Source organism: Burkholderia latens (genome assembly GCF_902499045.1).
Taxonomy (GTDB): Bacteria; Pseudomonadota; Gammaproteobacteria; order Burkholderiales; family Burkholderiaceae; genus Burkholderia; species Burkholderia latens.
On the sequence record NZ_CABVPL010000004.1, the window covers coordinates 125,418 to 138,447 of the forward strand.

The 13,030-nt window shown below is 64.5% G+C and carries 12 protein-coding genes; 11 read left to right on the top strand and 1 reads right to left on the bottom strand.

The features are described from left to right. Positions 1-37 precede the first annotated feature (37 nt). The 3 genes from BSE24067_RS32920 to BSE24067_RS04480 all read left to right on the top strand — a co-directional run bounded on the left by BSE24067_RS32920 (position 38) and on the right by BSE24067_RS04480 (position 1,228). The gene (locus tag BSE24067_RS32920) at positions 38-460 is read left to right on the top strand and encodes an RHS repeat-associated core domain-containing protein (RefSeq protein WP_200076818.1); all 423 of its coding nucleotides are present in this window, start codon (positions 38-40) and stop codon (positions 458-460) included. A 67-nt stretch (positions 461-527) separates the two neighbouring features. Beyond that, positions 528-869, top strand: coding sequence for a colicin E5-related ribonuclease (locus BSE24067_RS04475; protein WP_151062659.1), 342 nt, complete (start codon positions 528-530; stop codon positions 867-869). Then, positions 836-1,228, top strand: coding sequence for a colicin immunity protein (locus BSE24067_RS04480; protein WP_233629285.1), 393 nt, complete (start codon positions 836-838; stop codon positions 1,226-1,228). The genes BSE24067_RS04475 and BSE24067_RS04480 overlap by 34 nt, the downstream gene beginning before the upstream one ends. A gap of 448 nt (positions 1,229-1,676) precedes the next feature. Here the strand turns inward: BSE24067_RS04480 and BSE24067_RS04485 are convergent, their stop codons facing one another. Continuing rightward, entirely contained in the window at positions 1,677-2,267 is a 591-nt protein-coding gene (locus BSE24067_RS04485; RefSeq protein WP_151062660.1) for a dimethylsulfonioproprionate lyase family protein, read from the bottom strand. A 608-nt stretch (positions 2,268-2,875) separates the two neighbouring features. On the opposite strand from BSE24067_RS04485, the gene BSE24067_RS04490 reads away from it, so the two are divergent. The 8 genes from BSE24067_RS04490 to BSE24067_RS04525 all read left to right on the top strand — a co-directional run bounded on the left by BSE24067_RS04490 (position 2,876) and on the right by BSE24067_RS04525 (position 12,719). Continuing rightward, a complete protein-coding gene (locus tag BSE24067_RS04490) occupies positions 2,876-4,165 on the top strand; it encodes a quaternary amine ABC transporter ATP-binding protein (RefSeq protein ID WP_151062661.1) in 1,290 nt (429 codons plus the stop codon). Continuing rightward, entirely contained in the window at positions 4,162-5,049 is an 888-nt protein-coding gene (locus BSE24067_RS04495; RefSeq protein ID WP_151062662.1) for an ABC transporter permease, read from the top strand. Before BSE24067_RS04490 ends, BSE24067_RS04495 begins: the two co-directional genes overlap by 4 nt. Before the next feature lie 153 nt (positions 5,050-5,202). Continuing rightward, on the top strand, positions 5,203-6,084 hold the full coding sequence (locus tag BSE24067_RS04500) for a glycine betaine ABC transporter substrate-binding protein (RefSeq protein ID WP_151062663.1): 882 nt from the start codon (positions 5,203-5,205) through the stop codon (positions 6,082-6,084). Positions 6,085-6,210: 126 nt separating this feature from the next. After that, positions 6,211-7,506, top strand: coding sequence for a serine hydroxymethyltransferase (gene glyA / locus BSE24067_RS04505; RefSeq protein WP_151062664.1), 1,296 nt, complete (start codon positions 6,211-6,213; stop codon positions 7,504-7,506). 162 nt (positions 7,507-7,668) lie between these two features. Continuing rightward, a complete protein-coding gene (locus tag BSE24067_RS04510; RefSeq protein WP_151062665.1) occupies positions 7,669-8,556 on the top strand; it encodes a dihydrodipicolinate synthase family protein in 888 nt (295 codons plus the stop codon). Positions 8,557-8,562: 6 nt separating this feature from the next. Next, positions 8,563-9,894 carry an NAD(P)/FAD-dependent oxidoreductase gene (locus BSE24067_RS04515; RefSeq protein WP_151062666.1) on the top strand — a complete coding sequence of 444 codons (1,332 nt, stop codon included), beginning with the start codon at positions 8,563-8,565 and terminating at the stop codon, positions 9,892-9,894. 16 nt (positions 9,895-9,910) lie between these two features. Beyond that, a complete protein-coding gene (locus BSE24067_RS04520; protein ID WP_151062667.1) occupies positions 9,911-11,404 on the top strand; it encodes an aldehyde dehydrogenase in 1,494 nt (497 codons plus the stop codon). Between the two features lie 313 nt (positions 11,405-11,717). Further along, positions 11,718-12,719: a LysR substrate-binding domain-containing protein gene (locus tag BSE24067_RS04525; RefSeq protein ID WP_151062668.1), complete on the top strand. Its 1,002-nt coding sequence runs from the start codon at positions 11,718-11,720 to the stop codon at positions 12,717-12,719. Positions 12,720-13,030 lie beyond the last annotated feature (311 nt).

A 13,030-nucleotide genomic window follows, 5' to 3' on the forward strand; every position in this document is an offset into this window, starting at 1 on the left:
TCTGCATCCTTGCCAAGCAAGAGGCATCAGCAACGCCGTGACACGCGGCTACTACGCCGAGGGCGAATTCCAACCGGGTAGTCCGGCGCAATACGCCTATTACGCGCTCGATCAACTCGGATCAGGTCGACGGGCCTTTACAACCGGCAGTGCACCGGCTTACGACTACGATGCATACGGTGCCGCGTTGCAATCGAATCCGCCCTTGACCGACTACGGGTATGCGGGGATGTTCGCGAACGCGGATAGCGGTCTATACCTGACGATGTTCCGGGCCTACGATCCCGTGTCGGGTCGATGGCTCTCACGCGATCCGATTGGCGAAACCAGCGTTTCGAGGGGGGAATCTGTACGCCTATGTTTCGGGCAATCCGGTAGGATTAAACGATCCACGCGGCTTGGACAATCCCGGGATGGGGCCATACAATCCATGGGATCCGCCAGGTCCGGGTTCCTGTAGCTCCGGGCCGGGTGAGCCTGGGCTGTAGCCGATTTGCCGGGAGTGTATCCTGAGCCCAGCGATTCGGATGGCGTGGAGCGCCGCCAACGCGTTCCGTAACGCGGATAGCGCTGCTGACACAAGCTCACGCAATCTCATTATCGACGACAAAATCGCGCGGCAGATCGACGAGCGCGGGTGGACGGATAAAGAGGTTCAGGCGACCGTTGACGATGGCCCGGCAGGGACGACGATGGACAATCGGGGGGCATCGAAGACCCCGGATGGTATTCCCAGAAATGACCCGGCGACTGTGTATGGGTCACCGGATGGTTATTTCGTAGTAAATGACATAACTGGAGAAGTTGTCCAGGTGAGCGGGAAGAATGAGCCGACATGGATTCCCGATGGTCGGATAAAATGGAAATGAACACAATGAATATCGATCATCACCGCATATACGATTCATCGAATGATTTTTTCTCCCTTGCCGGCAGTATTGTGATGAAACTCACGACAGAAGCGGCAATCGCTGTTTGCGAGCAAGCAGCCCAACAAGGTTTGGTTGTCGCTCGAATTGAAGGTGGAATCTGGCGTAACCCCGGATTCGAAGCGAGAGTCGATTGTATTTGGGATGGCGCTGATCCTCCTATTGATGTGGACACTGCCCAACGAAATAATCAAAGGGCAGCCGAGTTCATTCGGTCGGAGAGTCCTCCGCATGACGTTTTCTTGGTGACGGCCCCGCCGATGACAGGCTGGAAACCCAGACGGCGCGCCGATCCTTGACAATCTATGTTGTTCCTACGCGACGCTACCCCTAGATAAAGCATTGAAATCTAGTGGCGACCGAGATTGCAGAAAGCTCCGTCAGGACACGCTTTCTTTGGAACCTTATCACCTTGGCACGATTGGGTGCTCAAACTCAGGTTTCGCGCAACGCACGATAGGTTCTGCCGACGTTGCAACGGAGTGTCGTGGGACTTGACACCGCCGACGCGACGCGGCGAAGTGACATTTTACTCGCACACGGCGACAACTTTTATTTGGTCTCCGGCTGCGTGCTGCCCATGGCGATTCCGCGCAGAATCCTGCCGGCACCGGCCGAGCGGTAGGACGTTTGGCATTCCTCGAGGCGCGGCGCCGCCGCTTCGTGCCGGCGGCGAGATGAGGTGGTGACGACTTCATTTTCGTCTTGGGAAAGCGAACCCGTCGGCACATCGCGACGATCGCCGGATCAATTCAGCAGACACCAGATCGCGAGGAACGGCGCGTCGCCGGAGCGCATCGCATGCAGCGCGCCGCGCGGGTTGTAGATGCCGCCGCCGATCCCGGGATCGAACCATGCGCCATTCTGCTGCCGGAATTCACCGGCGGTCATCAACACGTACGCTTCTTCCGGTGCATGGCCGTGATCGGGATATCGCACGTGGGGCATCATCAGCGAGAAGCCGAGTTGAATGTCGTCACGGCTTTCCGCACCGCCGGGCCCGCAGATCATCCCGTTCACGTGCCCATCGATGTAGTTCGGACTACCGTCCTTTCCGGACGTGCGGCGCGTCCAGCCGACTACCGGCTCCAGCGACCCGATCAGCCGCGCGACGGTGGCGAACGTCGGGTTCACGCGTGCGACGCCCTGAAGCGCCGGGCCGAGCCATTCGCATGCGGGGTAGCGCACTGCGTTGCGCATGCAGTTGTCCGACGGCTGCTGCAACCGTGCGAACACATGCGGTGCGAACGCGCGCGCGGCGGCGGGCAGCTTTTCGGACTGGAACAGTTCGCCGGCGATCCGGACGAAATCCGCGATGTGCTTCGGACGTTCATGCATGCTGCTTGCCGCTCCCTGAGTGATGTGGGCCAATCAGCGAAAGTCTAGGCAGAAACCTGCCGATGCGGGCGGCGAAAAAGCGTGGCCGGCTTGGCATCGGCCGCCATCTGCGTGCCGCGGTTGCCGTTCGGACCGTGGCCTGCCCGCTAACCGCACGGTCTTCACGGGCACTGCTCCGCCCGCGCCGACGCGGCGGGCCGCGATCATCACGTCCAACGCCGCTCGCGCAGTCACGGGCCTGATTTATCGGTAGTTTCCCTTAAGTCCCCGTGTCGGGATTTTCCCCTACTGGACGCTTCCGCGCGCCACGCGCCGCTGGGCCAGCGTCCCCGCAAAATTCCGCAAAGCCGCACCGGCGTTGCGTTTCGCTTATTTCGCACCGTTTTGCGGCGATCAAGCCTTTTCGCCCCGAAACGATGCATTACCAAAGGTATGGAAAAGCGCACAGAAAATGTATCTGGAGCGACGAAATTGGATTGATACGCTGCATTCACTGCATCAGCGCCGTCAACCACGCAGGAGCGGCATCGGGCCTACGCCATGGGGGCAATCGATGACGATTCAGACGAAGTTCGCGGCTTCCCTTACTAGTTAGTCGGGATGACAGAATGGCTCCAAATCTGACGTTTGCGCCGGGCGATGTACTGCCCCCCGGGGCAATCCACACCGGCGGTTCGCCGTCGATCGCCCGGTCGAGCATCGCAACCGGAACGGACATCCTGACCGTCAAGCGCCTGTCGAAGATTTTCGGTCCGAAACCCGAGCGTGCGATCGAGATGATGAAGCGCGGCGTCGGCCGCAACGAGATCTTCGCGGAAACCGGCAACATGGTTGCGGTCAACGACGTGAGCCTGAGCGTGCGCGCCGGCGAGATATTCGTGATCATGGGGCTGTCGGGTTCGGGGAAGTCGACGCTCGTGCGATTGCTGAACCGGCTGATCGAGCCGACGGCCGGGCAGGTCGTGCTCGAAGGCCGCGACATCGCGCCGATGTCGACGCCGGAACTGCGCGACGTCCGGCGCCAGAAGATGGCCATGGTGTTCCAGTCGTTCGCGCTGCTGCCGAACCGCACCGTGCTCGACAACATCGCGTACGGGCTCGAAGTCGCGGGGATCAGGAAGGCGCAGCGCTACGAGGTCGCGCGCGCGGCGCTGGAGCGCGTCGGCCTCGGCTCGTACGAGAAACTGCTGCCGAGCGAATTGTCCGGCGGCATGCAGCAGCGCGTGGGCCTCGCCCGCGCACTGGCGGTGAATCCGTCGGTGCTGCTGATGGACGAGGCATTCTCCGCGCTCGATCCGCTGATCCGCTTCGAAATGCAGAACGAGCTGCTGCGCCTGCAGAAGGAAGAGCAGCGCACGATCGTGTTCATCTCCCACGATATCGAGGAAGCCGTCAAGATCGGCGGCCGCATCGGCATCATGAAGGACGGTTGCCTGATCCAGGTCGGCACGCCCGCCGAACTGATCCAGACGCCGGCCGACGCATATGTGCAGGACTTCTTCCGCAACGTCGACGTGTCGCGCTTCCTGAAGGCGTCGAGCATGATGACGCCGGTCGAGCGCGGGCTGCTCCGCTGCGATGCGCTCACGCCGTCCGACCGCTATCTGAACCAGCTGATCGACAGCGGCGCGGAATGCGGCTACGTGTGCGACGAATCCGGCCGTTACCTTGGCTGCGTCACGCCCGCCACGCTGCACCGGTCCGGCACGAAGCCGATTCGCGACGCATTCCTGAACGACTTCAACGCGGTGTCGATCGACACGGACCTGCATCGGCTCGCGTCGATCGCGCTGACGCAGCAGCACGACGTGCCGGTGACGGACGGAGTGGGACGACTAGCGGGCGTCGTGTCCTGCCGGACGATACTCAAGCAGATGATGCAACGGAGGGCAGCATGAATTCGTCGGTGATCGGGAAGTTCGCGGAGAATTTCGTCAACTTTCTGTTTCTGCATTTCCGTGGCGGCTTCGACACGTTCTCCGCGGGCCTCGGCGCGGTCGTGAAGCTGCTCGAGGACGGTCTCGCCGCCGTGCCGTTCATCGCGATGGTCGTGATCCTGGTGGGCCTCGCGCTGTGGCGCCGCGGCGTCGTGTTTTCGATCTTCGTCGGTTGCGCGCTGCTCGTCATCCAGTACATGGGCCTGTGGGCGCAGACGGTGTCGACCCTCGCGCTCGTCACCGCGGCGACGGTCTTCAGCCTCGTGATCGGTGTGCCGCTCGGCATCTGGGGTGCGCGCAACGACCGGATCGGCATGATCCTGCGCTCGCTGCTCGACTTCATGCAGACGATGCCTGCGTTCGTGTACCTGATCCCGGCCGTGATCCTGTTCGGGCTCGGACGCGTGCCGGCGGTGATCGCGACGATCGTGTTCGCGATGCCGCCCGTCGTGCGGCTGACGACGCTCGGCATCAGGCAGGTCCGCGAGGAACTGATCGAAGCCGGCCGTTCGTTCGGCAGCACCGACTGGCAGCTGCTGTGGAAGATCCAGCTGCCGAACGCATTGCCGTCGATCATGGCCGGAGTGAACCAGACGATCATGATGGCGCTGTCGATGGTGGTGGTCGCGTCGATGATCGGCGCGGGCGGCCTCGGCGAATACGTGTTGAGCGGGATCCAGCGTCTCGACATCGGGATCGGCTTCGAAGGTGGGCTCGGCGTCGTGCTGCTCGCGATCGTGCTGGATCGCCTGACCGAGAGCTTCGGCGTGAAGGCGAAGAAGAAGGTGAAGCGGCCGCTCGCGCGTGCCGGCAAGGCAGGGCCGCGCGGCACGGCACGGACCTGACGGACACGGCAGTCGAAGATCATTGAAGGACGATGAAGCGCCGCGTCCACGGTGCCGCGGCGGAACGGGTGTAGCAGTGCGTGGAGACCGGAAACGCCGATCGAAGGCGTTCCTCACCTTTGAAAGACTCGCGTGATTAAAAAGGAGTACTAGATGAATGCCCATACGTTCAAGTCGCTTCTGGCGAAACTTGCAATATCGACGGTGGTCGCCTGCAGCGCAGGTGTGGGCGCCGCGGCGGCGGCAGAGCCGGTCAAGATAGCGGTCACCAACTGGGCGGACGTGCTCGCGGTGGCCAACGTCGCGAAGTACGTGCTCGAGACGCAGCTCAAGCAGCCGGTGCAGTTCGTGCAGGCCGACATCGGCATCCAGTACCAGGGCGTCGCGCGCGGCGATCTCGACATCATGGTCGGCGGATGGCTGCCGGTCACGCACGGCGCGTACTACGCGAAGTACAAGAACGACCTGGATGATGTGGGCGTTATCTACACCGGCGGCAAGAACGGCTGGGCCGTGCCGACCTACGTTCCGGAATCGGTGCTGTCGTCGATCGCCGACCTGAACAAGCCGGAGGTCAAGAGCAAGCTGAACGGCACGATCCAGGGCATCGAACCGGGCGGCGGCCTGATGCAGGCGTCGGAGAGGACGATCAAGGGCTACAGCCTGGACGGCTACACCCTCCAGGCGTCGAGCGAGGCCGGGATGCTGGCCAGCGTGTCACGTGCGTACCAGTCGAAGCAGTGGATCGTCGCGACGGTCTGGAGCCCGCACTGGCTGTTCCAGAAGTGGCAGATGCGGTACCTGAAGGACCCGAAGGGCACGCTGGGCGGTGAAGAGCAGATCCACGCGTTCGCGTCGAAGAAGTTCGCGAGCAAGTTTCCGCGCGCCGACGTGTTTTTCAAGCACCTGAAGCTGACGCTGGCCGACGTCGAGGCGATCGAGTTCGAAGGCAACAGTACGAACGACTACGCGAGCGCCGCGAAGAAGTTCGTCGACGCCCATCCGGAGAAGCTGAAGGCCTGGCTGCAGCAGTAAGGCCGCGCGCCGGCCATGCGGATGGCGCGATTCGCGCCGTCCGCGCAAGCCGCGCGCGCCGGCCTTGCAGTGTGCGCTGCATGGAATCCACGCAGCACGTAACGAATCGCGTCGCGGAGTCACCCAGTGAACGAGAACGCCCGTTTTTTTGCCGAAACGCTCCAGAGTCGCGATCCGGTGATCGCATCCGAAATCGCATTGGAGTTGCGTCGCCAGCAGACGCAGATCGAACTGATTGCATCCGAAAACATCGCGTCCGCAGCGGTGCTGGAAGCCCAGGGCACCGTGTTGACGAACAAGTACGCGGAAGGCTATCCGTCGCGCCGGTACTACGGCGGTTGCGACCATGTCGACCGGATCGAGGCGCTCGCGATCGACCGCGCGTGCGCGTTGTTCGACACGAGCCACGCGAACGTGCAGCCGCACTCGGGCGCGCAGGCCAACGGCGCGGTGATGCTCGCGCTCGTCAAGCCGGGCGATACGGTGATGGGGATGTCGCTCGACGCGGGCGGCCATCTGACCCATGGCGCGCGCCCCGCGCTGTCGGGAAAGTGGTTCAACGCGGTGCAGTACGGCGTGAGCCCGGACACGCTGCGCATCGATTACGACGACGTGCGCCGGCTCGCGCAGCGCCATCGGCCGAAGCTGATCATCGCGGGCTATTCCGCGTATCCGCGCGCGCTGGATTTTGCCGCGTTCCGCGAGATCGCGGACAGCGTCGACGCGAAGCTGATGGTCGACATGGCGCATATCGCCGGCATCGTCGCGGCCGGCCGCCACCCGAACCCGGTGCCGTTCGCCGACGTCGTGACGTCGACCACGCACAAGACGCTGCGCGGCCCGCGCGGCGGTTTCATCCTGACGAACCACGCCGACGTCGCGAAGCAGATCAACTCGGCCGTCTTTCCGGGGCTGCAGGGCGGCCCGCTGATGCACGTCGTCGCGGGCAAGGCGGTGGCCTTCGCGGAAGCGCTGCGCCCGGAGTTCGCGCGCTATATCGACCAGATGCTGCGCAACGCGCAAGCGCTCGCACAGGTGTTGACGGCCGGCGGCCTGACGCTCGTTACCGGTGGCACCGACAACCACCTGCTGCTGGTCGACCTGCGTGCGCGGCGCATCACCGGCATGCAGGCCGAGAAGGCGCTGGAGCGTGCGGGCATCACCTGCAACAAGAACGGGATTCCGTTCGATACGGAAAACCCGACCGTCACGTCCGGGATCCGGCTCGGCACGCCGGCCGGCACGACGCGCGGCTTCGGCCCCGCGGAATTCGAGCAGATCGGCGACATGATCCTCGCGGTCCTGGCGGCGCTCGAGCGCAATCCGGACGGGGACGAGGGCGTCGAGCGCGCGGTCCGGACTCGCGTGCGCGATCTGTGCAACCAGTTTCCGATCTACGCACACGCGGACGCGTTTGCCTGAGCGCCGGAACCGGATCGGGCGGACACATGGTTCGAACCCCATGACGAATCGATCGGCGTGGCTGCGCGGAACACGCGCGGCGGGCGTCGACGTATTGTCCAGTGCCCGGCTCCTGCGCGACGGCGGGAACCGGGCACTCACTCACCTGAATGAGGAATTGAAATGAGCTTCGAGGGCGTACACACACCGCTGGTCACCCCGTTCGACGCGGACGGCGAAATCGATCACGCACTGCTGGGCCGGCATGCGGCCGATCTCGCCGGCCGCGTGTCCGGCCTCGGCATCGGCGGCACGACGGGCGAATACTACGCGTTGAGCTTCGACGAGCGCGTGCGCACGTTCGACACGGTCGCGGCCGCCGCCGGCGGCAAGACGTTCCTGACCGCGGGCATCAACGCGACGACGACGAAGGAAGTGCTGCGTCTCGGCCGCGAAGCGAAACGCGCGGGGCTGGACGCGCTGCTGGTGGCGGCGCCGTATTATGCGCAGCCGACGCAGCAGGAACTGCTCGCGCACCTGCTCACGATCGACGACGTGCTCGACATGCCGATCATGCTGTACAACTTCCCGGCCCGCACTGGCACCGAAATCGGCGACGGGATTCTAGAGACGCTGCTCGAGCGGAAGAATTTCGTCGCGATGAAGGAGAGCACCGGCGACATCGCGCATCTGCATCACCTGTCTACGCATTTCAGCGGCCGGCTCGTGGTGAGCTGCGGGATGGACGACCAGGCGCTCGAGTTCTTCGCGTGGGGCGCGCGCAGCTGGGTCGGCGGCGCGTCCAACTTTCTGCCGGAAGCGCATACCGATCTGTTCGACGCATGCGTGACGCGCCGCGATTTCGCGACCGGCCGCAAGCTGATGGCGCAACTGCTGCCGGTGCTCGAACTGCTCGAGCGTAGCGGCAAGTTCATTCAGTACGTGCGTTACGGCTGCGAGCTGGCCGGCTTGCCGGTCGGCGTCGCACGCGCACCGCTCGGCGCGCTGTCCGGCGACGAGCGTGACGTGTTCGCGAAGCTCGTGAAGCCGCTGCTGCGCGACGACCGGTAAGCCATCATGCGTTCGAATCTGGAATTCGCGCGGTTTCCTGCGTCGGACGGAATGAACGGCTGGTGGGAGAGCCTGCCGCCGGCGCAGGAAGCCCAAACCGTCACGTCCGACGGCCGGTTCGACTGGGTCGTCGTCGGCGGCGGCATCACCGGGCTGTGCGCGGCGCGCCGGCTCGCGGAGCTCGCGCCGGGCGCGTCGATCGCGCTCGTGGAGGCCGACCGGATCGGCCGCACGACGGCCGGGCGCAATTCCGGATTCTTCGTCGACCTGCCGCACGACATCAGCAGCGAAAGCTACTCGCGCAGCATCGAAGAGGACCGCGCCGACGTGCGGTTCCAGCGGCACGGCATCGACTATGTGCGTGACATCGTGCGGCGCTTCGGTATCGATTGCGACTGGCGCGACGACGGCAAATTCCACGCATCGGTCAACAGGAAAGGCGCCGCCGCACTCGCGCATTTCGCGGACGGTTTGTCGCGGATCGGCGAACCGTTCGAATGGCTCGACCAGCCGGCCATTCAGGCCGTGACCGGCACCGACTTCTACACGGGCGCGCTGTTCACGCCGGGCTGCAGCACGGTGCAGCCGGCTGCGCTGATGCGTGGCCTCGCGGCCACGCAGCCGGACAACGTGACGGTGTTCGAGCTCAGCCCGGTCACGCGGATCGAGCCGCGCGGCGACGCACGCGCACTGCACTTCGCCGGCGGCACGATCGTCGCAAAGCAGGTGATCCTGTGCACGAACGCGTACGCGGCGACATTCGGCATGCATTCGAACGGATTGCTGCCCGTCTATACGTTCGCGTCGCTCACGCGGCAGATGAATGCCGACGAAGTCGCGAAGCTCGGCGGAACGCGGTCGTGGGCGGTGATTCCGGCCGATCCGATGGGCACGACGGTGCGGCGCCTGATCACCGATCGCATTTGCGTGCGCAACCATTTCGCGTTCAGGCCGGACGTGAGGGTGTCGCCTGCGGATCTCGCGAAGGCGCGGCATCTGCATCAGCGCTCGTTCGAGCGCCGCTTCCCGATGCTCGGTGGCGTCGAACTCGAATATACGTGGGGCGGGCCGCTGTGCCTGTCCGCGAACAACGGCGCGCTGTTTGGCAAGCGGGACGACGGTCTCTACGAGGCGATCGGCTGCAACGGCCTCGGGCTGAGCCGCGGCTCGTCGTCCGGCAAGCTGATCGCCGAGTACGCGCTCGGCGAATCGAACAGCCTCGTGCAGCAGTTGTTGAAGCAGCCGCATCCGCGTCCGCTGCCGGTTCGGCCGCTCGTCGACCTGGCCGTGTCGGCGACGATCTGGGCGAAGGAATTCTCGGCCGGTGCCGAACTTTGATTATTGAGGAAACGACATGACGACCCATCAGGATTGGAAGCAGAAGGCGAATGCGTTGCCGCTCGACGGCCGCGCGTTCATCGCGGGCGAGCGCAGTGCGGCGGCGTCGGGCGAGACGTTCGCGACGCTCAACCCGGCGTCGGGCAAGGTGCTCGCCGAAGTGGCGCGCTGTAGCGAACGCGACGTCGATCGCGCGGTCGCGGCCGCGCGCGAAGCGTTCGAGTCGGGTGTCTGGTCGAAGGCAGCACCCGCGCATCGCAAGGCGGTGCTGCTGCGCGTCGCGCAGTTGATCGACGAGCACGCGGAGGAACTCGCGCTGCTCGAGGCGCTGGAAGCCGGCAAGCCGATCGGCGAATGCCTGGGGCTCGACATTCCCGAGTCGGCCGCGTGCATCCGCTGGCATGCGGAATTGACGGACAAGCGCTACGACGCGTTGTCGCCGTCCGGCACCGGCGTCGTCAGCATGATCACGCGCGAGCCGATCGGCGTCGTCGGCGCCGTGCTGCCGTGGAATTTCCCGGCGCTGATGCTCGCATGGAAAATCGGTCCCGCGCTGTCGGTGGGCAATAGCGTGGTCGTGAAGCCGGCCGAGCAGACGTCGCTGTCGACGCTGCGCATCGCCGATCTCGCGATGGAAGCCGGCGTGCCGCCGGGCGTGTTCAGCGTCGTCACCGGGTTCGGCGGCGAGGCCGGCGAGGCGATCGGCCGCCATCCGGACGTCGATCTCGTCGCGTTCACAGGCTCGACTGCGACCGGCAAGCGCTTCCTGCACTACTCGGCCGATACGAACCTGAAGCGCGTCGTGCTCGAATGCGGCGGCAAGAATCCGCAGGTGATCCTGCCGGACGTCGCGAACCTCGACGCGGTCGCCGAGCAGGCGGTCGCGGCCGCGTTCTGGAACATGGGCGAGAACTGCAGCGCCGGCTCGCGGATTCTCGTGCCGTCGAGCCGCAAGGCGGAACTGCTGGACAAGGTTCAGGCGGTGCTCGCCGGTTGGAAGACCGGCGATCCGCTCGATCCGGACGTGAAGCTCGGGGCGCTGATCGAGCAGAAGCATTACGAGAAGGTTCTCGGCCATATCGAGAAGGCGAAGGCGGAAGGCGCGCACGTGGTGTGCGGCGGGAACGCAATTCTCGCGGAAACCGGCGGCTGGTTCGTCGAACCGACGATCTTCGACCAGGTGACGCCCGAGATGAGCATCGCGCGCGACGAGGTGTTCGGGCCGGTCGTGTGCTTCATCGAGTACGGCGACGTCGATGACGCGGTGCGGATCGCGAACGATACGTGCTACGGGCTCGCTGCGTCGCTGTGGACCGACAACGTGAACAGTGCGCACAAGGTCGCCGCGCGGATTCGCGCGGGGACGGTCACGGTGAACTGCTTTGGCGAAGGCGACCTGTCGACTCCGTTCGGCGGATTCAAGCAGTCGGGATTCGGCGGCCGCGACAAATCAGTCTACGCGCACGACCAATACTGCGAACTGAAAACGACCTGGCTCAAGCTCGACTAAGTGGCTGGGACACGCACGCAGCGCTCGGGCGTGCGCGGCCCGACGCGGGTTTGGGGGCGGCGCCGACGTCCGCCTTGCATTGCTCATCATCGCTTTCGATAATAGCGATGCGGTGCACAATCGATCGAAAATGGCGTAAGCGGGGCGCCGTTGCGGCGGCTGAGCCGCTCTTGCCAGCCGCCCGACCGAATCGCAAGCTGCAAGATCAGATAATCGCAAGGTTTGCGACGAGACTGCCTGCGGGCAGCCGGCGGGACTGCCGTCGACGGGTTCGTCGACGCAGCGTCCGACCTCCGTTTTGAGAGTGAAAGCCATGTTGAAGAAGCAATTGTTTGCCGACCGACTTCTCGCGCAGATGCCGTCGCTTCGCGCGCTGCGGTGCTTCGTGACGGCGGCGCGCTACGAGAGCTTCACTCAGGCAGCCGAGGTTCTGTGCGTGACGCAGGCCGCGATCAGCCGGCAAATCAAGGAGCTCGAGGATTCGCTCGACGTCGCGCTGTTCGAGCGCACCGGCCGGCATATCGCACTGACGGATGCCGGGCGGATTCTGTACAACGCGTCGTATCTGTCGATCATGAACATCGCCGAGGCGGCGGAGGCCGTGCGTCGGACCGACAAGCACGCGCTGATGGTCTGCGTGTCGCACACGTTCTCCGCGCTGTGGCTGTCGTCGCGGCTGCCCGCGTTTCGCGAGCGGTTTCCGGATATCCAGCTGCACGTGATCGTCACCGAGCATTTCATGGAGCTCGACGGGCTCATCGAGCCTGATGTGATCATCACGAAGAACCCGCCGCGCGAGCCTGAGTTCGAAGCCGAGCCGCTGTTCCACGACATCGTGTATCCGGTGTGCAGCCCGTCGTTTCACGAGCGGCATTTTCATGGCCGGTCGCTGAAGCCGCTGGATCTGCTGTCGAGCCCGACGCTGAACCTGTCGATGCTCGGCCGTGCGCAGGTGTGCGAGCACGTCGACTGGCGCGTGTGGCGCAATTGGTTCCAGCAGAGCGACGGCACCGATACACTGGCCGCGAACAAGTATCTGGAAAGCAACGACTACCGACTGCTGGTCGCGCAGGCCGAGGCCGGCGAGGGCACGCTGCTGGGCTGGCACCACCTCGTGCACCGGCAGATCGAAGAGGGTGTGCTAGTTCAGCCGGTTCAGGATGTCCTCGTGTTTCGTGACCGCCATCATTACCTGATCACGCACCGGAATGCGCACCCGCGCCCGGAGTACCGGCTGTTCCGTCAGTGGCTGCGCGACGAGGTCGGTATCATGATGCGCGGCTGGCTCGATGCCGGCGTCGAAATCGGTCGATAGCACGCTGCCCGGGTACCTTCGTCAACGCGGGCGAGTGGTTCGTGAGCGACGGAATGAGCAAAGTCGCTCGTGATAAGAGCCGGCGCTGGGCTTCGGTCGGGCGGCCCTCTGCTTGATAGGCGATACCAGACTTCGCTATCGGCAGCCTGATCCACTGGACCAGCCGCTCAAATCTCTAGTTGGGACGCGTCGAGACCGTTTCGTCGTTAAAGGTAGCGACGAGAAGGCATCGCAAACACGCGCACAAATCGGTGAGAACGGTGCGGATGATAGGGACCGTTGTGGGTTCAGAGTCGTTCGCGTCGTCCCAG

What these genes read in the sequence shown, in the direction of transcription:
- BSE24067_RS04485 (WP_151062660.1), bottom strand. Translation starts at nt 2,267, where the DNA reads ATGCATGAACGTCCGAAGCACATCGCGGATTTCGTCCGGATCGCCGGC.
- BSE24067_RS04495 (WP_151062662.1), top strand. Translation starts at nt 4,162, where the DNA reads ATGAATTCGTCGGTGATCGGGAAGTTCGCGGAGAATTTCGTCAACTTT.
- BSE24067_RS04490 (WP_151062661.1), top strand. Translation starts at nt 2,876, where the DNA reads ATGGCTCCAAATCTGACGTTTGCGCCGGGCGATGTACTGCCCCCCGGG.
- BSE24067_RS04475 (WP_151062659.1), top strand. Translation starts at nt 528, where the DNA reads ATGGCGTGGAGCGCCGCCAACGCGTTCCGTAACGCGGATAGCGCTGCT.
- BSE24067_RS04515 (WP_151062666.1), top strand. Translation starts at nt 8,563, where the DNA reads ATGCGTTCGAATCTGGAATTCGCGCGGTTTCCTGCGTCGGACGGAATG.
- BSE24067_RS04520 (WP_151062667.1), top strand. Translation starts at nt 9,911, where the DNA reads ATGACGACCCATCAGGATTGGAAGCAGAAGGCGAATGCGTTGCCGCTC.
- BSE24067_RS04480 (WP_233629285.1), top strand. Translation starts at nt 836, where the DNA reads ATGGATTCCCGATGGTCGGATAAAATGGAAATGAACACAATGAATATC.
- BSE24067_RS04510 (WP_151062665.1), top strand. Translation starts at nt 7,669, where the DNA reads ATGAGCTTCGAGGGCGTACACACACCGCTGGTCACCCCGTTCGACGCG.
- BSE24067_RS04525 (WP_151062668.1), top strand. Translation starts at nt 11,718, where the DNA reads ATGTTGAAGAAGCAATTGTTTGCCGACCGACTTCTCGCGCAGATGCCG.
- BSE24067_RS04500 (WP_151062663.1), top strand. Translation starts at nt 5,203, where the DNA reads ATGAATGCCCATACGTTCAAGTCGCTTCTGGCGAAACTTGCAATATCG.